The sequence below is a fragment of the Leucobacter chromiireducens subsp. solipictus genome, from assembly GCF_016758195.1.
Lineage (GTDB): Bacteria > Actinomycetota > Actinomycetes > Actinomycetales > Microbacteriaceae > Leucobacter > Leucobacter solipictus.
In genome coordinates this window covers 471,724-492,254 of the sequence record NZ_QYAC01000002.1, presented here as the reverse complement: position 1 = coordinate 492,254, position 20,531 = coordinate 471,724, and the positions used below count along the sequence as shown (strand labels likewise).

Below are 20,531 nucleotides of genomic sequence, written 5' to 3'. Positions count from 1 at the left end.
GCGCTGATGCCGGTCATGCTAGAATCTGCACCATACGTCTATAAATTGGTACCTGCCTCGCGGCGCATATTGCGTGAGGCCCGACTGTGTAAGGGGGTCACGCATGGGGCGCGGCCGTCAGAAGGCAAAGCACACCAAGGTCGCACGGGAGCTGAAGTATTTCAGCCCCGATACGAACTACTCGGCGCTTGAGCGAGAGCTCGCATCTGAATCCGAGAAGCACTCGAGCGAAGACCCCTGGGGCGAGTACGCAGAGAAGTACAACACCGACGAGAAGGACGACGACTAACCCCGTCCCCGTCGACTCCCACCTGAGCGGACTCGGACGCACACCGCTGCGTTCCGGTCCGCTCGAGTGTTTGTGCCGCGCCACCATGCGCGAGCCAGGAGTTCGCTATCCAGGAGTCATGCTCTCCCCGACCCGGGGATGCTGAGCCAAGAAACGCCAGTGGCCTCGCGGTGGTGACGTTCACCGCGAGGCCACTGGCGTACCCACAGGCGGCTCGGACTAGTGCTTGCCCTGTGCCGCGACCGCGGCGGCAGCGGTCGCCGCGGCCTCAGGATCGAGGTACTCGCCCGGCGCCGCCGGGGTGCCGTCCGCGTTGATCTGGTAGACGAGCGGCATGCCCGTGGGGATGTTCACCCCGGCGATGTCCGCATCGGAGATGCCGTCGAGGTGCTTGACGAGCGCGCGCAGCGAGTTTCCGTGCGCGGTCACGAGCACGGTCTTCCCCGAGTTCAGATCGGGCAGGATCGACTGCTCCCAGTAGGGCACCAGGCGGTCGATGACGTCCTTCAGGCACTCGGTCTGGGGACGCTCACCGTCAATACCGTCGTAGCGGGGATCGTTCGCCTGCGACCACTCGCTCGCGTCATCCAGCGCGGGCGGAGGGGTATCGAACGAGCGCCGCCACTCCATGAACTGCTCCTCGCCGTACTTCGCGAGCGTCTCAGCCTTGTCGAGCCCCTGCAGCGCGCCGTAGTGGCGCTCGTTCAGCCGCCACGAGCGCGTCACCGGGATCCAGAGGCGGTCCGCGCTGTCGAGCGCGAGGTTCGCCGTCTGGATGGCGCGGCTCAGGAGCGAGGTGTGGAGCACGTCAGGCTGCAGTCCAGCGGCCGCGAGCTGCTCGCCGGCGCGCACCGCCTCGCCGCGGCCCTGCTCGGTGAGGCGCACATCCACCCACCCGGTAAAGAGGTTCTTCTGGTTCCACTCGCTCTGTCCGTGGCGAAGCAAGATCAGCGTGTTCGTCATGCTGGTAGCCTACCGGTCGTGGGGGAATCATCCCCGCGCACCCCGGGAGGTCGCGGCCGATTCGCACAGGAGCACCATGCCCAGCGAGCTTCCTGCCCCGGCCAGCAGGATCCGGCAGGCCGAACGTCTGCGGCGAGCCCACCGTGTCCGCACCGTGGACCGAGCGCTCCCCGACGGGGGTCGCTTCCGTCTCGCCTACACCCGCACCGGACCTCCGTCGCAGAGCCCGGTCCTCGTCTTTCCCGGCGGCCCCGGACTCGGATCGGTCGTGCCCTATGCGGGTTTGCGCCGACGGGCGAGCCGCCTGGGTCTCGACCTCATCATGGTGGAGCACCGTGGCGTGGGTCTGTCGCGGAGCCGCGTCGACGGTGCGGATCTTTCCCGCTCAGCACTACGAATCGCGGCGGTGGTCGACGACGCGGCGGCGGTGCTCGACGCGGAGGGGGTCGCCCGCGCAGTGATTGCGGGCTCGTCGTACGGAAGCTACGTGGCACAGCGCTTTGGGGCGGGTCACCCCGACCGTGTGTCAGCGATGGTTCTCGACTCTGCAATGCTCGATGAGCGCAGCCTCGCACCGGCCTCCCGCGCGCTGCATGAACACTACTGGGAGGGGTCCGTGAGCGAGACGGCACCGCTCGCCATGCGGGTCCAGCATGTCGCGGGGCAGGATCCTGGGCATGAAGACGGCCTGGGCTTTGCGCTGCAACTGCTGCATGAGTTCGTCGGACCCGCCGCCGTCGCGCGGTACCTGTCGCTGCTCGAAGGGCACCGCGGGCGCAACTTGACCCGCTGGGCAGCGACACTGGGACGCGGGGAGCTTTCCCGGGTCGTGCCGTTTCAGATGGAATTCGACCTGGTCGGCGAAATCGCGTTCCGCGAGCTCGGCTATGGCTGGGAAGACTTCGACACGCAGCTCTCCAAGTCGGGCCATTTTGCGAACACTGCGGCCAACTTCTCGCCGTTCACGCCGCCGAGTGTGCCGTTGTCCGCGCTGATCGACCGCTTCACCTGGCCCACGGTGTTGCTCTCGGGCGACCGCGATATCCGAACACCTCGCAGCGAAAGCACACGGATTGCCGCGCTCGTGCCAGAGGCGCACCTCATCCCGATTCGCACGCACGGACACAGCGCCCTCGATTTCGCGCCCCAGCTGGTGCTGGGCGTGCTCCAGGCCGTCACCTCAGGGATCGGTGCCGCAGGGAGTCTCGGTGACCGTCTTCCCCAGGACCTCGTGGCCCCACGGAGCCTCGCCTCGCGGATGATCGGGGCGCGCCTCGCGGCCGCAGAGTTCCCGTTGGCCCGCTGACCCAGCTGGGCAGCCGACCCCACCCATCCCGACGCTGCTACAGCCGCTTGAGTCGCGGGACATCCCGCGCCGCGCCGGCGTCGGCGGGCACGATGACCTCCTGCGTTGCGGCGAGGACCTCGGCGACCTCCGCGTTCGGATCGTTGCCCGTCTCGCCGCCGCGCACCTCAAGCTCCGCGTCTTCGGGAACCGACCGCTTCAGGAGGACCAGAGCGATCGCCCCCCACTCGTGGTGCAGCGCGGCGCGGGTGACCCGGCCCACCGGACGAGCCGCCGGATCCTGCGCGCCGCCGGCGAGGTGCACGAGCGCGCCGGGCACGGGCAGCGAGCCGCCCGAGCCATCCAGGTGGAGCAGTGCGAGTCGCCGCGGCGGGTGTCCCAGGTTGTGCACTTTCGCGACCGTTTCCTGCCCGCGGTAGCAGCCCTTCGTCAGGTGCACCGAGGTGCGGAGCCAGTCAAACTCGTGCGGGATCGAACGATCATCCACGTCGCCGTGCTGGGTGGGGCGCCAGGCCCGCACCTCCAGCGCGTCGAGTGCGAGCGTACCCGCGGCGCGGACCTCGCCCGCGCGAACCCGCTCCGCGAGCCCCTCGAGTGCTGTGCGCGGAAACACGAACTGCGAGGCGGACCACTCGGCCCCGGCGTGCTCGGTGCCGCGCTGGTACTGGATCCCCCCGGGCAGCACGCCCGCCCACGGGTCGCGCCACTCGGCGACGGGACCCGCGCCGCGCAGAAGTTCGGCCGCCGGCCCGGCGAACGCGAGCACCGCCGCGTACTCGTCCGACGCGTCACGGACCGCCACTCGCAGCGCAAACCGCATGCGGGTGAGATACGCCGCGAGCGGTTCAGCGGAGCCTTCGTCGACCAGCAGCCACGCCCGCTCGCCATCGTCCACGAGGCGGATCGCGCGTTCGATGCGGCCGTTCGGGTCGAGCAGGAGCGTTTCCGTGCTCTCTCCCGGGCGGAGACCCGTGAGCCGCTGGCTGGTCATCGAGTGCAGCCAGCTCAGCCGGTCCTCGCCCTCGACGATCACCACGCCGCGGTGGGAAAGATCCACGATCGCGGCTCCCGCGTCGAGAGCGCGCTGCTCCGCGAGCGGCTCTCCGTAGTGCGCGGGCACACCAAGCTCAGGGACCAGCACAGCCCCGGGAAGCCCACCGAAGGGAGTCATCACATCACCGCGGAATCGGGCGAGACCAGCTCGGGGTTACCGCTGACCTTTGAAGAGCTTGTAGATCACGGTGCCGGAGACCCAAGCGATCGCCAGGGACGCGAGGCCCAGGAGGCCGATGAAGAAGAGTTCCAGTGCAAGCAGCATGGCACCAGTCTAGCCGAAGAGCGTCCACACGATGTCGATGACCGCGATGACCAGCACCGAACCCGCCACGCTGAACGCGACGCGCGTAATAAAGCCGACCCGCTGCGCGGTCCCCAGCTGCAGTCCGAACGTGACGAGGGTGCTCGCACCGATGGCGAACGCGAGCCAGGAGAAGCGCTCCTCCGTCGGCACACAGAGCGTCACCAGCACCCCGATCACCGCGGCAACCGCCCAGGCGATGATGAGACGCGGGACGTGCCAGGAGTGCACGTCAGGCATCTCAGGGGCGGTTTCGGGCTTCTCGTCGGTCACGGGGCCATCCTCCCATACCCGGCCTGATCAGGCGGCACGTTCACCGGCGACCCCGCGACGACACGCCCTACACTGGTATTCTTCGGTACGAAACGAGGAAGGGAGCACGGCAATGGAGCTGCTCTGCCTCACAGACCGGGACCCCGCCGAGTCGCTCCCCGCGCTCGATCTCCTCCCCCACGTCGTCCGTACCTCGCCGCTGTCGCTCCCCGTCACCCCCACGCTGCTCGCCCGGTTCGACGCGCTGCTCGTCGACGGCACCCTCGATGCGCGCCGGGCCCGCGCCGCGTGCCTGAACGTCAGTACCGGATCCGACACCCCACGCGTCGTGATCCTGCCCGAGCTCGCCCTCACCGCGCTGACCCCGGAGTGGGGCGTCGCCGAATTCGTGCTGCCCACCGCGAGCCCCGCCGAGATCGAGGTGCGCCTGCGACTTCTCGAACAGCCCGTATCCGCGGCACCGCCCGCGGCGGTCCACTCGGCCGGCGTGGTGATCGACGAGTCGAACTTCACGGCGAGACTGTTCGGGCATCCCCTGGACCTCACGTACAAGGAGTTCGAGTTGCTGCACTTTCTCGCAGCGAATCCGGGCCGCGTGTTCACCCGGGATCAGCTGCTCAGCGAGGTCTGGGGCACTGACTACTTCGGGGGCACCCGCACCGTCGACGTGCATGTCCGACGCCTGCGTGCCAAACTCGGCGATCACGAGGCACTCATCAGCACCGTGCGCGGCGTCGGCTACGGCTTCGCCCGCGCCCGGTCCGAGAACGAGAGCGAGGAGTCATTCGCATGATCACCCTGCACCAGCTCAGCGCGGCCCCCGACGCGGCCCTGACCGCCGCGCGTTCGCTGATCGCCGACGCCACCGCGGCGGACGGCCAAGACCCGGTTTCGGATCAGGCGCTCCTCGCGGTGACGCAGGGGCAGCGCGAGCTGACCCTGTTTGCCGAATCCCCCGTGGGTGAACGCATCGTGGCCGCGGGGATCGTCGGTGACGGTGAGGTCGATCTCGTCGTGCGCCCCGAGGAGCGCGGTCGCGGCGTCGGATCCGCCGCCCTCGCAGCGCTCATCGCCCGCGCAGATGAAGCGGCAGCGAGCGCCGAGCGCCCCGTCCAGCTACGCGCCTGGGCGCACGGCGACAACCCCGCAGCTGAAGCGCTCCTGCTCGGGGCCCAGTTCGTTCCGGTGCGCTCGCTGTTCCGGATGGCGCTCGATCCGGCGCTGCTGCCGCACACCGCCCCGGAGCGCGCCGCCACCGATCCCGCGCTCGCCCTCTCACGATTCGACGCCGCGCGCGACGCCGCCGACTGGGTCCGCGTGAACGCGGCCGCCTTTGCCACGCATCCCGAGCAGGGGCGGATCACCGAGGCCGACTTCGCGCTGATCCGCGAGGAGCCCTGGTTCGATCCCGAGGATCTGCTGCTGCTCCGGGACAACGACGGTTCGCTCCTCGGTTCCGCCTGGATCAAGACAGTGCGCGACACGGCGTCCGGGGCCGTCGAGAGCGAACTGTACGCGGTCGGCGTGGACCCCGCATCCGCCGGGCGCGGTCTCGGCCGGGTGCTCCTGAACGCGGCGCTCGCGCGAATGGCGGAACACTCCCCGCGCGGCGTCACGCTGTACGTCGACGGCGACAACGAGCGTGCCGTGAAGCTCTACGAAACCGCGGGGTTCACCATTGATTCACGCAGCCGACAGTGGGCGCGGCGTGCCACAGACGACGCAAGTGCAAGAATGAACGCATGAGCGAAGCAACGCCCGTCACCGCCACCGACCTCGCCCCGCTGCCCGCGGACCGGTACATCGATCGCGAGCTGAGCTGGCTCGCGTTCAACCAGCGCGTGCTCGAACTGGCGGAAGACCCCACCGTGCCGCTGCTGGAACGGTCGAACTTCCTCGCGATCTTCGCGTCGAACCTCGACGAATTCTTCATGGTGCGCGTCGCGGGTCTCAAGCGCCGCATCGTGACCGGACTCGCGCTTCCGACAAACGTAGGCCGCGCCCCCACCGACGTGCTGGCCGACATCAACCGCACCGCGTACGAGCTGCAGCTGCGGCACGCCCGCTGCTTCCGCGAGCAAGTGCAGCCCGCGCTCGCCGAAGCCGGCATCAAGATTGTCGACTGGGATGAGCTCGACGCCGCCGACCGCGAGGTGCTGACGGAGTACTACGAGCAGCGCGTCTACCCGGTGCTCATGCCGCTCGCGGTGGATCCGGCCCACCCGTTCCCCTACATTTCCGGCCGAGCGCTGAACCTCTCGATCCGGGTCCGCAACCCACGCACCGAGAAGGTCGAGTTCGCGCGCCTCAAGGTGCCCCAGATGATCCCGCGCTACGTCCGCGTGGATCGCCGTGAGGACGAGGAGCACATCCGCTTCATCCCGCTCGAGGCGCTCATCGCGAACCAGCTCGATGGGCTGTTCCCCGGCATGGAAGTGATCGACCACCACGTCTTCCGCGTGACGCGCAACGAGGACATGGAGATCGAAGAGGACGAGACCGAGAACCTGATCCAGGCGCTCGAGAAGGAGCTGCTGCGCCGCCGCTTCGGCCCGCCCATCCGTCTCGAGATCTCGGACGACATGGATTCCGCGACGCTCGAGTTGCTGGTGCGCGAGTTCGACATCGACGAGGAGCAGGTCTACACGCTGCCCGCACCGCTGGATCTGAGCGGGCTGTTCGCGTTCGCGCGGATCCCGCGACCGGACCTCAAATTCAAGCCGCACATCCCCGTCACCCACCCGCAATTCCGGACGAATAGCCCGAGCGAGGCCCCGGACACCTTCGCGGCGATCGCGCAGCGCGAAGTGCTCGTGCACCACCCGTACGAGTCGTTCTCGACCAGCGTGCAGGCGTTCCTCGAACAGGCCGCCACCGATCCGGATGTGCTGGCCATCAAGCAGACCCTGTACCGCACCTCGGGCGACAGCCCCATCGTCGCGGCCCTCATCAAGGCCGCCGAAGCGGGCAAGCAGGTGCTCGCCCTCGTCGAGGTGAAGGCTCGCTTCGACGAGGAGGCGAACATCACCTGGGCGCGCAAGCTTGAGCAGGCGGGCGTCCACGTCGTGTACGGCCTCGTGGGCCTGAAAACCCACTGCAAGCTGGTCCAGGTGATCCGCGAAGAGGGTGGGCGGCTCGCCCACTACTGCCACATCGGCACCGGCAATTACAATCCGAAGACCAGCCGGATCTACGAGGACTTTGGCCTGTTCACCTCGTCGCCCGAGGTCAGCCGCGACGTCACGAAGCTCTTCAACGTGCTGTCCGGATACGCCATCGAAACCGACTACGACCGCCTACTCGTTGCGCCGCTGCAGCTGCGCAGCGGCCTGCTCGAGCGGATCGAACGGGAGGCCGACGCCGCCCGGGCCGGGAAGCCCAGCGGGATCAAGCTGAAGGCGAACTCGATGGTCGACGAGGCCATCATCGACGCCCTCTACCGCGCAAGCCAGGCGGGGGTGCCGATCGAGGTGTGGGTGCGCGGCATCTGCTCGATCCGCGCTGGCGTGCCCGGCCTATCCGAGAACATCCAGGTGCGCTCCGTGCTCGGCCGCTACCTCGAGCACTCCCGGATCTATGCCTTTGCCAACGGCGGGGAGCGCGACGTGTTTATCGGCAGCGCCGACCTCATGCACCGCAACCTCGACCGCCGCATCGAGGTGCTCGTGCGCCTCACCGACCGGGAACACCTCGCGCGGGTGGACCGCTTCTTCGAGTACGCCTTCCGCGATGACGTGTCGTCGTGGCGCATGCTCCCCGACGGCACCTGGCAGCGCCGGGTCATCAGCGAGGAGGGCGAACTCCTGCCCGATCTCCAGGATCTCGTCATGACGGACCGGACTCAGGCGAGGGCACGGCGTCCTCGGTGAGTAGCGAACTCCTCGCCGCCGGCACGGTCTGCTGGCGGCGAGTCCCGTCCCCGACCGGCGAGCGGGTGCACGTCCTGCTGATCCACCGCACCAAGCAGCGCGATGTGTCGTTCCCGAAGGGCAAGCTCGACCCCGGTGAGAGCATGCCACAGGCTGCCGTACGCGAGACGGCCGAGGAAACCGGGCTCCAGGTCACGCTCGGCGTGATGCTCGGCACCATCCACTACGCGCTCGCCGGCGGCCGGCAGAAGACCGTGCAGTACTGGGCCGCCGAGGTCACGAGCGCCGCCGCCCTCGCCTCAACGTTCACCCCGAACAATGAGGTCCAGGCGCTCGAGTGGGTGCCGCTCGAAGACGCCCGACGCCGCCTCACCTACAAGGCAGACCGGGAACTCTACGACGTATTCCTCAGGCTTGCCGAGCACGAATTGCTCGATACCTTCGCCGTGACGCTCCTGCGCCACGCCAAGGCCGAACCGCGCGGGACGGACACCCCCGAGGACCATCTGCGGGAGCTCACCGCGGACGGCGTGCGACAAGCCCAGACGCTCGTGCCGATCCTGGAGGCGTTCGGCCCGCGACGGATCCGCTCCTCGACGGCCCGGCGCTGCCTCGACACGGTGGCACCCCTGGCGGAGCATCTCGGCAAGCGGGTCCGCGCGTCCGAAGCGTTGAGCCAGGACTTCTGGGACGCGGGAGATCTGACGGCGACCCGGCGGCTCATGGGGAAGATCATTACGCGGGGCAAGAGCACCGTGGTGTGCAGCCACCGCCCCGTGCTGCCGGATCTCGCGCGCGAACTCGTCCTTGCGACGGGCAGTGTCCCGGGCGACTACCTGGCCGAAGCGGCCGGGCTGCCGCCCGCGGGGTTCTCCGTGTTCCATTTCTCGCGCACCCGCCCCGGCGCCGGGATCCTCGCGGTGGAGAGCTACCCGCTCAAGCTGATCCGGGGCTAAGGCGCGGAGTCGCGCGGTGCGACCCCACGCGGGCAGATATGTCGCGCATTCCCGCGGAGATCCTGCGGCCAGGTGCCGGATCCGGCCCCGGATCTCCTCGAAATTCGTGAATCTCCTCGGGGTTCGTGAACCGGCCCACACGCCCCGGGTGCGCCAGCTGAACCCGGGGTGACGGGGAGGTGCCGACACGCGCCAACTCGCAGCACCCCCGATGCCTCTCGTTCACCCGCTGTTCACCCACTGGCAGACCGCGCTTCACTCAACCCACCTAGCGTGGTGGTGTGGCCAGGAACGGCCACCTCAACTCCACTCTTAGATTGGATCACCCCACGTGAAGCTCTCAGCACTGACCAAGGTCGCGGCCATCGGCGGACTCGCCGCGCTCACGCTGACCTCCTGCGCCGCAAACGAGTCGGGCAGCACCGCCCCGGCCGAAGGCGGCAGCACGTCCTCCCTCTCGGGCGAGCTTGTGGGCGCCGGCGCTTCCTCGCAGGGCTCCGCCCAGGAAGCCTGGGTTGCCGGGTTCCAGACCGCAAACGCCGACGTCACCGTGAACTACGACCCGACCGGTTCGGGCGCAGGCCGCGAAACGTTCCAGGAGGGCGCCAGCTCCTTCGCAGGCTCGGACCGCGCGTTCAAGGCCGAGGAGATCACTGCCGGCCCGTTCGCGAGCTGCGCCGCTGACACGGGGATCGTCGAGTTCCCCGCATACATCTCCCCGATCGCCCTCATCTTCAACGTGGACGGTGTCGATTCGCTGAAGCTCGACGCGCCCACCGTCGCGAAGATCTTCTCGGGCCAGATCACCAAGTGGAACGATCCCGCGATCGCGTCCCAGAACGAGGGCGCAACGCTCCCCGATCTGAACATCACCGCCGTGCACCGCTCCGATGAGTCGGGCACCACCGGCAACTTCACCGACTACCTCGCCGCGGCGGCGCCGAGCGAGTGGACCGTCGGCTCCATCGAGTCGTGGCCGACCGAGTTCGGCGGCGAGGGTGCGCAGGGCACCTCCGGCGTTGTCGAGGCCGTCACCAACGGTGTCGGAACCATCGGCTACGCCGATGCGTCCCGCGCGGGCGAGCTCGGCACCGTCGAGATCAAGGTCGGCGACGAGTACGTCGCGTACTCCCCTGAGGCCGCCGCCGCCATCGTTGACGCCTCGCCGCTTGAAGAGGGACGCACGGCGAACGATCTCGCGATCAAGCTCGACCGCACCTCCAGCGCCGACGGGGTCTACCCGATCGTGCTCGTGAGCTACCTCGTCGGCTGCGAAGAGTACGCCGATCCGGCAAACGCCGAGATCGTCAAGGAGTACTTCAGCTACATTGTGAGCGAGGACGGCCAGAAGGTCGCCGCGGACGCCGCCGGCTCCGCGCCGATCTCCGCGGACCTGCGGTCGAAGGTCCAGACGGCGATCGACGCCATCAGCTAGTCCCGACGGTGTGGGGTGCGGGTCTCCCGCACCCCACACCTGGGTCCGCACCCACCATCACCCGCCACAAACCAGGAGCCTGAGTGTCTGTCGCCTCTGCACCTTCCAAACCGGTCCTGAGCCTCGGAGATCGCGTCTTCTCGCGGTCCGCGGTGTTTGCCGGCAGCATGATCCTCGTCACACTCGCCGCCGTCGCGATCTTCCTGATCGTGCGCAGCCTCCCGGCCTTCGTGGCGACGGAGGACAGCGCATCCCTGCTCAGCAGTAACTTCTGGGCATACGTCGGCCCGCTCGTCTTCGGCACGGTGTGGGCCGCCGCTCTCGCGCTCGCCCTCGCGCTTCCCCTGGCCATCGGGATCGCCCTGTTCATCTCCCACTATGCGCCGCGCCAGCTCGCGCAGCTGCTGGGCTACATCGTCGATCTCCTCGCGGCCGTTCCCAGCGTCGTGTTCGGCCTCTGGGGCATCGGCGTGCTCGCCCCGGCGGCCCAGCCCGTGTACGCCTGGCTGAATGACCACCTCGGGTGGATCCCGCTCTTCGGCGGCGTGGTCACCGGCACGGGCCGCACGATTCTCACTGCCGCCCTCGTGCTCGCCGTGATGATTCTCCCGATCATGACCGCGATCTGCCGCGAGATCTTCCTCCAGGCCCCCGTCCTCCACAAGGAGGCGGCGCTCGCGCTCGGCGCGACCCGCTGGGAAATGATCCGACTCGCGGTGCTCCCCTTCGGGCGTCCCGGCATCATCTCAGCGGCAATGCTCGGCCTCGGCCGCGCGCTCGGCGAGACCATGGCGGTGGCGATGGTGCTGTCGGCGACGGGAGTCGTGAGCTTCCGCCTCCTGACCTCGGAGAACCCCTCCACGATCGCCGCAAACATCGCGCTCGCGTTCCCGGAGGCCTACGGCGAGAACATTAACGTGCTCATCGCGACCGGCCTCATCCTCTTCGTGGTCACCTTCCTGGTGAACGCCCTTGCGCGGTGGATCATCAGCCGCCGCGCCGAGTTCTCGGCGGCCAACTAATGCTGCAGACTGACGCCTCAAGGAGCACGCCCGTGGCACTCACCGTCCGGCCCGTCAACGCCGGGTCCGCCCTCGCCGGGAACCGGCTCTCGCGCCGCACCCCCTGGATCACCCTGGCCGCCAGCCTGGTCGGCGCGTTCGCGCTCTTCGCCCTGCTCGCCGCGGCATCCGGAAGCGAGTTCTCGGTGGTCGGCGCAATCCTCGTCGGGGCGATCGCCTACGTGCTCGTGATCTCGCTCCTCTCCGGCTTCGTCGAGGGCCGCCGACAGGCGGTCGACCGCTGCATCACCGCGCTGGTGACCGGCGCGTTCCTCCTCGCGATGGTGCCGCTCATCTCCGTCGGCATCACGGTCGTCAGCAACGGCATCGCCCGCTTCGACATGGAGTTCTTCAGCTCGTCGATGCGCAACGTCACCGGCGAGGGCGGCGGCGCGCTGCACGCCATGGTGGGCACGCTGATGATCACGCTCGCCGCGACCATCATCTCGGTGCCGCTTGGGCTGATGACCTCTATCTACCTCGTCGAGTACGGCCGCGGCCGGCTCGCGAAACTCATCACCTTCCTCGTGGATGTGATGACGGGCATTCCCTCGATCGTGGCGGGCCTGTTCGCCTTCGCCCTGTTCGCGGTGTTCTTCGGCCCCGGCGTGCGCATGGGCATCGTCGGCGCGGTCGCCCTCTCGGTGCTGATGATCCCGGTGGTCGTCCGCTCGAGCGAAGAAATGCTGCGCCTCGTGCCCAACGAGCTGCGCGAGGCCTCCTACGCGCTCGGCGTACCGAAGTGGCGCACGATCCTGAAGATCGTACTCCCGACCTCGATCGCGGGCATCACCACCGGCATCATGCTCTCCATCGCCCGCGTCATCGGCGAGACGGCGCCCCTGCTGATCACCGCGGGCTTCACGGCCTCGATGAACTACAACCTGTTCTCCGACCGCATGCAGTCCCTCCCCGTGTACGTGTACACGCAGTTCGCCAATCAGGGCAACCCGGCCTTCGCGTTCCTCGAGCGCGCCTGGGCCGCGGCGCTCCTCCTGATCCTGATCGTGATGGCCCTCAACCTCTTCGCCCGCCTCATCGCGAAGTGGTTCTCCCCCAAGTTCGGCCGCTAACGCGCCGCCCCAGACCCGCAGCCAAAGGAAAGCACACCGCATGTCGAAGCGCATCGAGGTCTCCGATCTCAACGTCTACTACTCGAAGTTCCTCGCAGTCGAGGGGGTCACGATGAACATCGAGCCCCGCAGCGTCACCGCGTTCATCGGCCCGTCCGGCTGTGGCAAGTCGACCTTCCTCCGCACGCTGAACCGCATGCACGAGGCGATCCCCGGCGCGCGCGTCGAGGGCGAAGTGTTGCTCGACGGTGAGGACCTGTACGGCGCGGGCGTCGACCCGGTGCTCGTGCGCCGTCAGGTGGGCATGGTGTTCCAGCGCCCCAACCCGTTCCCCACCATGTCGATCCGTGAGAACGTGCTCGCGGGCGTGCAGCTCAACAATCGCAAGATGTCGAAGGGCGACGCCGACGACCTGGTCGAAAAGTCGCTCTCCGGTGCGAACCTCTGGAACGAGGTCAAGGATCGCCTCGATAAGCCCGGCTCCGGGCTCTCGGGCGGCCAGCAGCAGCGTCTCTGCATCGCCCGCGCGATCGCGGTGTCGCCGGAGGTGCTCCTCATGGACGAGCCCTGCTCCGCGCTGGATCCGATCTCGACGCTCGCCATCGAGGACCTCATCGACCAGCTGAAGAAGGAGTACACGATCGTGATCGTGACGCACAACATGCAGCAGGCCTCCCGAGTGTCGGATCGCACCGCCTTCTTCAACATCGCCGGCACCGGCAAGCCGGGCAAGCTCATCGAGTACGACGACACCTCGACGATCTTCTCGACGCCGTCGATCCAGGCAACCGAAGACTACGTTTCCGGGCGCTTCGGGTAGATCCGGCGGCACCGCCCGGGCAGAGAAATACCGAGCCGCAGAAACGCCTCTCGGCGGAAGGCCGCTCGAAGCGGCGAAAATTGGAGCCCGGGGTTACTGCGGCCCGGCACCTCCAGTGTACCGCAGTCGCTTTTCCCGGTCACTGCGGCTTCGGGCCGGGCGCGGCACGCGGCGGGGCACCCTACGCGAGGGTGCCGTCTCGCCAGCGCCGGGCCCCGCCCTGGAGCTCGTGCGCGAACGTCGAATAGCGCAGAGCCCGCGTCGTGAGTTCCGCGGCGTGTGCGTCGTCGAGGTCGTCACGGGTGTCCGCAAGCTCGGCCGCACCGAGCGCCATCACGCGGCAGTAGCTCGCAGCCCGATCCAGCGCAGCTCCCAGGTCCCCCGCGAAGACGCCACGCAGGATCGTGTCGCACAGCTCTCCGATCGCCGCGGGGGACACCGGATCCGCGGCCCCCGCCACCACAGGATCGATCGTCGCCGCCGCCGCTTCGGCCCCGCGTCGGAACTGCTCCGCGGCCCCCTCCGGGTCCGCGTCCACCACCCGCCGGAGCAGGTAGAGACGCCAGAGCACGCCGGCGAGCGCGTGCGCCGACTGCGAGGCCCAAAGCTCCGCGACGTCGTGCAGCCCGTCCCCGGACGCGAGACGCACGACGCGCTCCACCACCTCAGGGTCGGCACCACCGCGCACACGATCCAGCAGCGCCCAAGAGGTCTCCTGGGCGACACGGTGCGCGGTGCCCGCCTCATCAGCGCCCACCACCCAGTCGAACTGGGTCGCGGGCTGCAGAACGGGGCGCATGTACTCTCGGGTCACAGATCTCCTGATGGGTGTTTCGTGGCGGTGGGAAGTGCCGAGGCGGATGCTCGGGCAGGTGTCGTGGCGGACCCCGCGAGTCTACGCCGGGGGCGTGAACGGCGCGTGCACCGAGCGCCCGGGAAAACACGATAGATTAGAGAGGTAGGGGCCTCTAGCTCAGTTGGTAGAGCATCGGACTTTTAATCCGCGGGTCGCCGGTTCGAGCCCGGCGGGGCCTACTGCACACGTCCTCGGCGCGCGGCTTCTGATCGCGCGCCGGGGATGTCTCATTCCTGGGGTCCCCGGCCGCTCGAGCCCGCCACGCCCTAGTGCAGGAACACCAGCAGACCTGCCACGGCGATAAAGAGGATCCCGAACACGGTGTTGAGCGTACGCTGCCCGCGCACCGTCGCGGCGAAGCGTCGGAACGGTTTGGCCGCGGCTGCGAAGAACCCCCACATCACGATCACGTCGACGCCCACCACGGTCGCCACCAACACCAGGTACTGCGGCAGCAGCGGCTCGGCCGGGCGGATGAACTGCGGCAAGAACGCCAGGAAGAACACGATCGCCTTCGGATTCAGCAGGTTCACCCAGAAACCCCGCCGCAACAGCTCCCAGTTCCTCGTCTCGGTCGGTGCCTGCGCGGCGGCCTCCGGCGTGGGCCGAGCGAGGATCATGCGCACGCCGAGGTACACGAGGTATGCGGCGCCCAGCCAGCGGATCGCGTTGAATAGCGCCGGGGTCTGCGCGACGAGCACCCCCACTCCGGCGGCCACGATCAGGATGTGGGCGAGCAGGGCGAGCTGTTGGCCGACGATCCCCCAGAATGACCGACGCCAGCCGACCGTGAGGGAGTTGGCCATCGTGTTGATCGCCCCGGCTCCCGGGGTCAGGCTGATGACCACCGTGGCGGTGAGCAGGGAGATCCAGAGCGCAAATGTCACCCGCACAGTGTAGTCGCGCGCGGCGGCTCGGCCGGCCCGGAGCGGCGTCGCGCAGTGTGTCGCCCGGGGTGTTGAGTACGGGTGTCCCCTACGCTTCGTCGGGCTGCGCGACGACGCCCGTGCCGTGCACCGGGCACAGCTGCACGATGTCGCCCGTGAGCTCGAGCAGTCGCTCTGCCGCGGCGAACAGGGCGAGGATCTGCGGCGTGTGCCGCAGCGAGTAGACCGACGCCCGCCCCTCGGGCCGAGACATGACGAGGCCCGCGTCCTTGAGCGAAGCGAGGTGCTTGGACACCGTGCTCTGCGAGAGGCCGAGATGCTGAGTCAGATCGACGACTCGGTGCTCGCCGAGCTGCAGGTGCTGCAGGATCACGAGCCGAGAGGGATCGCTGAAGCTCTGGAACAGGTGCGCAGCGGGGGTCAGCGCGGAGACGTGCTCTGCGCGTTCACGCCCGAGCGGCGGCTCCGATTCAGCGTTCGTCGTCATAACCTCGATCCTACGCTGCGCGGGCCGCACCGCCGGGGCAGGCCCCACACGATGGCTGCCCCGGCGAGCCCTAGTGGCTGTGGCCCACGTGCATTCCTCCGCTCACCGAGGGCGCCGAGGTCAGCCCCGCAAGGTCGCGGTGCATGGCACCCTCATGCGCCAGGTGTTCGGCGCTCTCGAACTGAAAGGTGCAGTGCTCGATCCCGAACTTCTCGCGCATACTCTCGGTGAGGGCATCGAGCGTGCGCCCGTCGTTGCCCGCGCGTGACACCTCCGGATCGGGGACGATGTGCGCGGACAGCACGGACACGCCGCTGGTGAGGCCCCAGACGTGCAGACTGTGGAGATCCTGCACCCCGTGGGTGTTCTCGATCTCACGCTGCACCTCCGGCAGCTCGATGTCGGCCGGCACCCCCTGCATGATGAGGTTGATGGCCTGTTTGAGGAGCATGAACGCACGTGGCAGGATGATGACGCCGATAGCCGCGGCCGCAATCGCGTCGCCCTGATTCCAGCCGAAGAGCAGGTTGAGGACTCCGGAGATGATGATGGCAGCCGCCCCGATCCCGTCGCTCATCACTTCCAGGAACGCCGCCTTCACGTTGAGGCTCTCCTTGGCGCCTCGACTCAAGAGTACGAGCGAGGTACTGGCTCCGATCAGGCCCACCACGGCGAAGATGATGACCCCGCCGCCGGCGACATCCGAGGGGTTGAACCACCGCTCGACCGCTTCGAAGAGGATGAACCCGCCCAGGCCGAACAGGAGCAGGCAGTTGATCAGCACGGCGACGATCTCCGCGCGCATCATGCCGTAGCTGCGTTTCGTATTGGCTTTCCGTGTGGCGAGGAAGGTCGCGATCAGCGCGATGAGAATCCCGCTCGCGTCAACCGTCATGTGCAGCGCCTCGGCCATGAGCGCCAGGCTATTCGTCACGAACGCGCCGATGGCCTGCGCCACGACGATCGCCGCGTAGATGCCGAGCACGATACTCAGGCGGCGTCGATACGCCCCGGTGGCCGTCTGCACCCCGCCCTGACCCGCCGTCGCCGCCCCGTGATCATGATTCTGTCCGAGTCCCAATTCCACTGCTCCTCATTCTCAGCGCAACATCGTTTCGCTTCGCTTTCATCGCCCCATAGCGATGTTAGCCACAAAAAGAGATTTATGCCAGAGGTGGGTGGGGCTGCGGGGAATTGCCCGTCACGACCCTCACCCCGCCGTGCGCACACCCGGGCCCCGGGCGCGAGACTGCCATTTCGCTCGCTGTCTCGTCCGCGGAGGGCGCTCAATTGGCATCTCGGCGGGATGCACGGCGGCTCGGCCGAAAGTGGCGATGCCGGGCGAAGAGAGAACATCGCCGAAACAGGAGCTCGAAATGTGTCGCGGCGACGAGCAGGGTGACCGAACCGGGCTGCGCACGACCGCAGACTCGGCGCAGTCGCCCGTGATCACCCGAATACGGCGAAGCCTTCCGAGAACACACGGATGGCCGCGGCGGCGATGAATATCAGTCCGAGGAACAGTGCGATGAATCCAACAGCAAGCGCTGTGCGGTCATGGCGTCGCGGATACCACAGCAGCAGAATGAGGCCGATCACGGCGGCGACCGCACCGAAGGCTGCGTTCCGCGCAACATCGAGTCGCAGGGAGAGGGCGGAAGCTGCGACGAAGACACCGAATACGCACCAGACGCCACCGGCGAGGCGCAGTACGCGTTGCGCGAGAGTGCGTTTCGGACCGGTCATCTTGCCAACGTATCGCGGGCCCGGCCGATGATCGCGACACTCGCGCAGAAGTAGCAGACGTTCATGCTTCGGACGCTCGTGGCGATGCACCCCGTGTCGAGCCAGGACCGCCGCTTTCCTTGGTGCTCACACCGAGCTACCCAACCAGCCGACCGCCGTGTCAATGTAGTTGCGGACGACAGCCGCCTCCGCGCCCGCCAGCTCGAACCCGTGCGGGGCTCCGGGGACCACGACGACCGTGGCCGGGACGCCGGCGGCGCGCAGGGCCTCGGCATACGCGACGTCCTCGTCATGGAAAAGGTCGATCGATCCGACCCCGATCCAGGTAGGTGGCAGTCCCTCAAGCTCGGTCTCCCGCGAAGGCACCGCACCGAGTGGGACCGCGGGGCCGCCGGCGGGTGTGGCGAGGAAGGACCGCCAGCCGATCCGATTGCTCTGGTTGGTCCACCCGAAATGGCCTTGCGCGTCGAGCTCGCGGTTCGCCGCCGTACGGTCATCGAGCATCGGGCACAGCAACCATTGCGCCGACGGCCGGACGCGCGCAGCGGTTCGCAGCCTCAGAGCGAGCATCGCAGCCAGCCCACCCCCGGCGCTCTGCCCTCCGACGGCGATTCTCTCCGGATCGACACCCAGTTCGGCGGCGTGGGCGACCAGCCACTCCCACGCTTCGTGACAGTCGTCCACCGGGGTGGGGAACGGGTGTTTCGGAGCGAGCCGGTAGTCCGGGCTCACTACCGCGATACCCAGTCGTCGCACGATCTCACAGCACAACGCGTCGTTCATCGCAGCCCGCCCAATCACGAACCCTCCGCCGTGGATGAACAGCAGCGCCCCGGTCCCGCGGACGCCCTCGGTGGGAAGGTAGACGCGGGACATCGTCGATCCGGTCGGCCGAGTCGTGATCGACACCCCCGTGGTATCCGCTCGCAACGTGAACTTCATCGCCGCGTTGATCAGCCAGCGGCCGGCCGCGGTGCCGAGCACACTCGCGGGCAGCGCGACGGGCCGCGCGTACATGGGCCGAAGGTCTTCGTGGACATCGTCGAGCGTGAGGGGTGTGGGCACTTCTGTCTCCATCAACTCGTTCGCGGACATGCTGGGGAGGCCCGCGGCATGTATATTTACGTTTACATACTATGTGAACAGCCGTTCACTTGACTACTGAGGAGGTCGCGATGGCGCGGCACGTGACAATCACCGGGTCCTCGTCCGGAATCGGCAGAGCCCTCAAGGCTCGACTCGAAGCACAGGGCGACACTGTGGTCGGCATCGACCTGCGTGAAGCCGACATCATCGCGGATCTCGGCAACGCCGAGGACCGCCGCACGCTTCCTGAGCGCGTGCGTGAGCTCTCGCCTCGGGGACTGGACGCCGTCATCGCGGTCGCCGGAGTTACGCTGCCCAGTCCCGTGACGGTGCAGGTGAACTACTTCGGCGCCGTGGATATCCTGCGCGGTCTCCGCCCGCTGCTGGTATCGTCACCGGCCCCCAGAGCAGTCGCCGTCAGCTCGTTCTCCGTGACGCATCCGTTCGACGAAGAACTTCTCCAGGCCATCCTCAGGGAGGACCAGGAAGCCGCTACGAAGCGGGTGGCCACGCTCGCGCAGGGTCTCGACGCGCCCCAGGCCATCGCCGTCATCTACGCCACAAGCAAGCGCGCACTGTCTGAATGGATCCGGCGGGAGTCGATCTCCGACGAATGGGCGGGTGCCGGTATCCCCCTGAATGCGATCGCGCCCGGCGTCGTCAACACCCCGATGATGGCCGCCGCACTCGCCACACCCGAGGGACGCGCGGCGGCATTCCAAGGCGTGCCGATGCCGCTGAACGGCGCCGCCGAGCCGGAGTCCGTCGCGGCGCTCCTTGACTGGCTCGCCTCCGCGGAGAACACGCATATCACTGGACAGACCATCTTCATCGACGGCGGTGCCCAGGCCACGGTGTATGAACAGTCCCGCGAAACCTTATGACGGCGTCAAGACGCACCGAGGATGCCGTCCGCGCGGGAGCTCGGGCAGTATCTTCGGTACGCTCGAAGCTGACCGGCGCGGAAAGCGAGAAGCGGAAGGATCGATATGGTCGAACACTCCCAGACACGACCCCGGTCGCGCGACGCGCACGCGACGAAGCGAGATCTACTCACGGCCGCGACACGCCGATTCGCCCGCCAAGGGTACGTGAACACCACACTGAGGGAGATCGCTGGCGACGTCGGCGTGAGCGTGGGACTTGTCAACCGCTACTTCAATTCCAAGCAAAGCCTGTTCGAACAGTGTTTGGCCCAAGCCCTCGCGACCACACAGGTGCCCGCACTCGTGGCCGCGAGCCCGACGTCGGTGGCCGAGATCATCGCGTCCGAAGTGACGGATGCCTCAGCCGGACTGCCCGGCGGCGACGTTCTCCTCCTGCTGCTGCGCGCATCCGGAAATGCCGAGACCGAACAGGCCCGAGTCCGCGCCCTCAACCAGATGGCCGACCTTATCCACGAACTCATCCCGCCCCACGTACCCGACAGCAGACTCCGCGCACAACTCGTCCAGGCGACAGCAATCGGCGTGTTCATGCTCCACACGACGGAAGCTCTCGGCCCGCTGGCACATGCGAGCTATGACGAACTGCTCCCTCCGCTTCGCGACATGATACTCGCAGCACTCGAGCCCCACGCAGGCGCTTCGTAATAGTCTGCGTGAGACCACACGTGTCTACGCAGGCTGACGCGGGGGATGGCTCCTGTGTGCTCCGGCGTCGGTCCGGACAGTCCTTGCCACGAAGCCCAGGGATTCAATCAAAGATCTTCCCCAGCGACACCGCGAGGGTAGGTTCGAATGTTCGCCGTAATATTTGACGCTGAGGGGCGGCGGTTGCTCACAGCGAACGCGCCAGCGTTTCCCCATCCCGAGCGATTCCCCGAAACGAAGAAAAGCCCCGCGGAGCGGAGCTTTTCGGAGTGGATCTGAGGGGCCCGGGATGGTCAACGGAAACGCGCCAGCGTTTCCCCATCCCGAGCGATTCCCCGAAACGAGGAAAAGCCCCGCCGAGCGGAGCTTTTCGGAGTGGATCTGAGGGGAATCGAACCCCTGACCTTCTCATTGCGAACGAGACGCGCTACCAACTGCGCCACAGACCCTGGTGGGAAATAGCGTAGCAGCCGGG

Annotated in this window: 21 protein-coding genes and 2 tRNA genes; 13 read left to right on the top strand and 10 right to left on the bottom strand. The window is 67.9% G+C overall.

Features of this window, described 5'->3' with window-relative positions:
* Positions 1–103: 103 nt before the first annotated feature.
* Positions 104–289 (top strand): DUF3073 domain-containing protein, encoded by a 186-nt coding sequence (locus D3230_RS05655; protein ID WP_202344023.1) that lies wholly within the window; start codon positions 104–106, stop codon positions 287–289.
* 219 nt (positions 290–508) lie between these two features.
* On the opposite strand, the gene D3230_RS05650 is transcribed toward D3230_RS05655, so the two are convergent.
* Positions 509–1,252, bottom strand: a complete 744-nt coding sequence (locus D3230_RS05650) for a phosphoglyceromutase (protein ID WP_202344022.1) — start codon at positions 1,250–1,252, stop codon at positions 509–511.
* 76 nt (positions 1,253–1,328) lie between these two features.
* Here D3230_RS05650 and D3230_RS05645 point away from each other — a divergent pair, with 76 nt between their 5' ends.
* On the top strand, positions 1,329–2,558 hold the full coding sequence (locus tag D3230_RS05645) for an alpha/beta fold hydrolase (RefSeq protein ID WP_202344021.1): 1,230 nt from the start codon (positions 1,329–1,331) through the stop codon (positions 2,556–2,558).
* 37 nt (positions 2,559–2,595) lie between these two features.
* On the opposite strand, the gene ygfZ is transcribed toward D3230_RS05645, so the two are convergent.
* The gene (gene ygfZ, locus D3230_RS05640; protein WP_202344020.1) at positions 2,596–3,729 is read right to left on the bottom strand and encodes a CAF17-like 4Fe-4S cluster assembly/insertion protein YgfZ; all 1,134 of its coding nucleotides are present in this window, start codon (positions 3,727–3,729) and stop codon (positions 2,596–2,598) included.
* Between the two features lie 156 nt (positions 3,730–3,885).
* Complete coding sequence (locus D3230_RS05635; protein WP_337249104.1) at positions 3,886–4,188, bottom strand: hypothetical protein; 303 nt, start codon at positions 4,186–4,188, stop codon at positions 3,886–3,888.
* A 112-nt stretch (positions 4,189–4,300) separates the two neighbouring features.
* Here D3230_RS05635 and D3230_RS05630 point away from each other — a divergent pair, with 112 nt between their 5' ends.
* The 8 genes from D3230_RS05630 to pstB all read left to right on the top strand — a co-directional run bounded on the left by D3230_RS05630 (position 4,301) and on the right by pstB (position 13,402).
* The gene (locus tag D3230_RS05630) at positions 4,301–4,981 is read left to right on the top strand and encodes a winged helix-turn-helix transcriptional regulator (protein WP_202344019.1); all 681 of its coding nucleotides are present in this window, start codon (positions 4,301–4,303) and stop codon (positions 4,979–4,981) included.
* A complete protein-coding gene (gene mshD / locus D3230_RS05625) occupies positions 4,978–5,934 on the top strand; it encodes a mycothiol synthase (protein WP_202344018.1) in 957 nt (318 codons plus the stop codon). The genes D3230_RS05630 and mshD overlap by 4 nt, the downstream gene beginning before the upstream one ends.
* Complete coding sequence (locus tag D3230_RS05620) at positions 5,931–8,057, top strand: RNA degradosome polyphosphate kinase (RefSeq protein ID WP_202344017.1); 2,127 nt, start codon at positions 5,931–5,933, stop codon at positions 8,055–8,057. The genes mshD and D3230_RS05620 overlap by 4 nt, the downstream gene beginning before the upstream one ends.
* On the top strand, positions 8,054–9,013 hold the full coding sequence (locus tag D3230_RS05615) for an NUDIX domain-containing protein (protein WP_202344016.1): 960 nt from the start codon (positions 8,054–8,056) through the stop codon (positions 9,011–9,013). The genes D3230_RS05620 and D3230_RS05615 overlap by 4 nt, the downstream gene beginning before the upstream one ends.
* Positions 9,014–9,344: 331 nt before the next feature.
* On the top strand, positions 9,345–10,448 hold the full coding sequence (gene pstS / locus D3230_RS05610; protein WP_202344015.1) for a phosphate ABC transporter substrate-binding protein PstS: 1,104 nt from the start codon (positions 9,345–9,347) through the stop codon (positions 10,446–10,448).
* An 83-nt stretch (positions 10,449–10,531) separates the two neighbouring features.
* Positions 10,532–11,470 (top strand): phosphate ABC transporter permease subunit PstC, encoded by a 939-nt coding sequence (gene pstC, locus D3230_RS05605; RefSeq protein WP_202344014.1) that lies wholly within the window; start codon positions 10,532–10,534, stop codon positions 11,468–11,470.
* A complete protein-coding gene (gene pstA, locus D3230_RS05600) occupies positions 11,470–12,582 on the top strand; it encodes a phosphate ABC transporter permease PstA (RefSeq protein WP_202344013.1) in 1,113 nt (370 codons plus the stop codon). The genes pstC and pstA overlap by 1 nt, the downstream gene beginning before the upstream one ends.
* A 40-nt stretch (positions 12,583–12,622) precedes the next feature.
* On the top strand, positions 12,623–13,402 hold the full coding sequence (gene pstB / locus D3230_RS05595; RefSeq protein ID WP_202344012.1) for a phosphate ABC transporter ATP-binding protein PstB: 780 nt from the start codon (positions 12,623–12,625) through the stop codon (positions 13,400–13,402).
* A 181-nt stretch (positions 13,403–13,583) separates the two neighbouring features.
* Here pstB and D3230_RS05590 read toward each other — a convergent pair whose 3' ends face one another.
* A complete protein-coding gene (locus D3230_RS05590; RefSeq protein WP_337249103.1) occupies positions 13,584–14,216 on the bottom strand; it encodes a hypothetical protein in 633 nt (210 codons plus the stop codon).
* Positions 14,217–14,364: 148 nt separating this feature from the next.
* Between D3230_RS05590 and D3230_RS05585 the strand changes: the two genes are divergently transcribed.
* Positions 14,365–14,437 (top strand) — tRNA-Lys (locus tag D3230_RS05585).
* An 87-nt stretch (positions 14,438–14,524) separates the two neighbouring features.
* On the opposite strand, the gene D3230_RS05580 is transcribed toward D3230_RS05585, so the two are convergent.
* The 5 genes from D3230_RS05580 to D3230_RS05560 form a co-directional block, all read right to left on the bottom strand.
* The gene (locus D3230_RS05580) at positions 14,525–15,145 is read right to left on the bottom strand and encodes a LysE family transporter (protein WP_202344011.1); all 621 of its coding nucleotides are present in this window, start codon (positions 15,143–15,145) and stop codon (positions 14,525–14,527) included.
* Positions 15,146–15,233: 88 nt separating this feature from the next.
* Positions 15,234–15,632, bottom strand: coding sequence for an ArsR/SmtB family transcription factor (locus D3230_RS05575; RefSeq protein WP_202344010.1), 399 nt, complete (start codon positions 15,630–15,632; stop codon positions 15,234–15,236).
* Between the two features lie 70 nt (positions 15,633–15,702).
* A complete protein-coding gene (locus tag D3230_RS05570; RefSeq protein ID WP_337249102.1) occupies positions 15,703–16,719 on the bottom strand; it encodes a cation diffusion facilitator family transporter in 1,017 nt (338 codons plus the stop codon).
* A 362-nt stretch (positions 16,720–17,081) separates the two neighbouring features.
* Entirely contained in the window at positions 17,082–17,378 is a 297-nt protein-coding gene (locus D3230_RS05565; protein WP_202344009.1) for a hypothetical protein, read from the bottom strand.
* A gap of 126 nt (positions 17,379–17,504) precedes the next feature.
* Positions 17,505–18,443 (bottom strand): alpha/beta hydrolase fold domain-containing protein, encoded by a 939-nt coding sequence (locus D3230_RS05560; RefSeq protein WP_202344008.1) that lies wholly within the window; start codon positions 18,441–18,443, stop codon positions 17,505–17,507.
* A 110-nt stretch (positions 18,444–18,553) separates the two neighbouring features.
* Between D3230_RS05560 and D3230_RS05555 the strand changes: the two genes are divergently transcribed.
* Both D3230_RS05555 and D3230_RS05550 read left to right on the top strand, forming a co-directional pair.
* Positions 18,554–19,348, top strand: a complete 795-nt coding sequence (locus D3230_RS05555) for an SDR family oxidoreductase (RefSeq protein WP_202344007.1) — start codon at positions 18,554–18,556, stop codon at positions 19,346–19,348.
* 105 nt (positions 19,349–19,453) lie between these two features.
* Positions 19,454–20,056: a TetR/AcrR family transcriptional regulator gene (locus D3230_RS05550; RefSeq protein WP_202344006.1), complete on the top strand. Its 603-nt coding sequence runs from the start codon at positions 19,454–19,456 to the stop codon at positions 20,054–20,056.
* 376 nt (positions 20,057–20,432) lie between these two features.
* Here D3230_RS05550 and D3230_RS05545 read toward each other — a convergent pair.
* Positions 20,433–20,505, bottom strand: a tRNA-Ala gene (locus tag D3230_RS05545).
* Between the last annotated feature and the right edge of the window lie 26 nt (positions 20,506–20,531).

What these genes read in the sequence shown, in the direction of transcription:
- D3230_RS05655 (WP_202344023.1), top strand. Translation starts at nt 104, where the DNA reads ATGGGGCGCGGCCGTCAGAAGGCAAAGCACACCAAGGTCGCACGGGAG.
- D3230_RS05650 (WP_202344022.1), bottom strand. Translation starts at nt 1,252, where the DNA reads ATGACGAACACGCTGATCTTGCTTCGCCACGGACAGAGCGAGTGGAAC.
- D3230_RS05645 (WP_202344021.1), top strand. Translation starts at nt 1,329, where the DNA reads ATGCCCAGCGAGCTTCCTGCCCCGGCCAGCAGGATCCGGCAGGCCGAA.
- ygfZ (WP_202344020.1), bottom strand. Translation starts at nt 3,729, where the DNA reads ATGACTCCCTTCGGTGGGCTTCCCGGGGCTGTGCTGGTCCCTGAGCTT.
- D3230_RS05630 (WP_202344019.1), top strand. Translation starts at nt 4,301, where the DNA reads ATGGAGCTGCTCTGCCTCACAGACCGGGACCCCGCCGAGTCGCTCCCC.
- mshD (WP_202344018.1), top strand. Translation starts at nt 4,978, where the DNA reads ATGATCACCCTGCACCAGCTCAGCGCGGCCCCCGACGCGGCCCTGACC.
- D3230_RS05620 (WP_202344017.1), top strand. Translation starts at nt 5,931, where the DNA reads ATGAGCGAAGCAACGCCCGTCACCGCCACCGACCTCGCCCCGCTGCCC.
- pstA (WP_202344013.1), top strand. Translation starts at nt 11,470, where the DNA reads ATGCTGCAGACTGACGCCTCAAGGAGCACGCCCGTGGCACTCACCGTC.
- pstB (WP_202344012.1), top strand. Translation starts at nt 12,623, where the DNA reads ATGTCGAAGCGCATCGAGGTCTCCGATCTCAACGTCTACTACTCGAAG.
- D3230_RS05575 (WP_202344010.1), bottom strand. Translation starts at nt 15,632, where the DNA reads ATGACGACGAACGCTGAATCGGAGCCGCCGCTCGGGCGTGAACGCGCA.
- D3230_RS05565 (WP_202344009.1), bottom strand. Translation starts at nt 17,378, where the DNA reads ATGACCGGTCCGAAACGCACTCTCGCGCAACGCGTACTGCGCCTCGCC.
- D3230_RS05555 (WP_202344007.1), top strand. Translation starts at nt 18,554, where the DNA reads ATGGCGCGGCACGTGACAATCACCGGGTCCTCGTCCGGAATCGGCAGA.
- D3230_RS05550 (WP_202344006.1), top strand. Translation starts at nt 19,454, where the DNA reads ATGGTCGAACACTCCCAGACACGACCCCGGTCGCGCGACGCGCACGCG.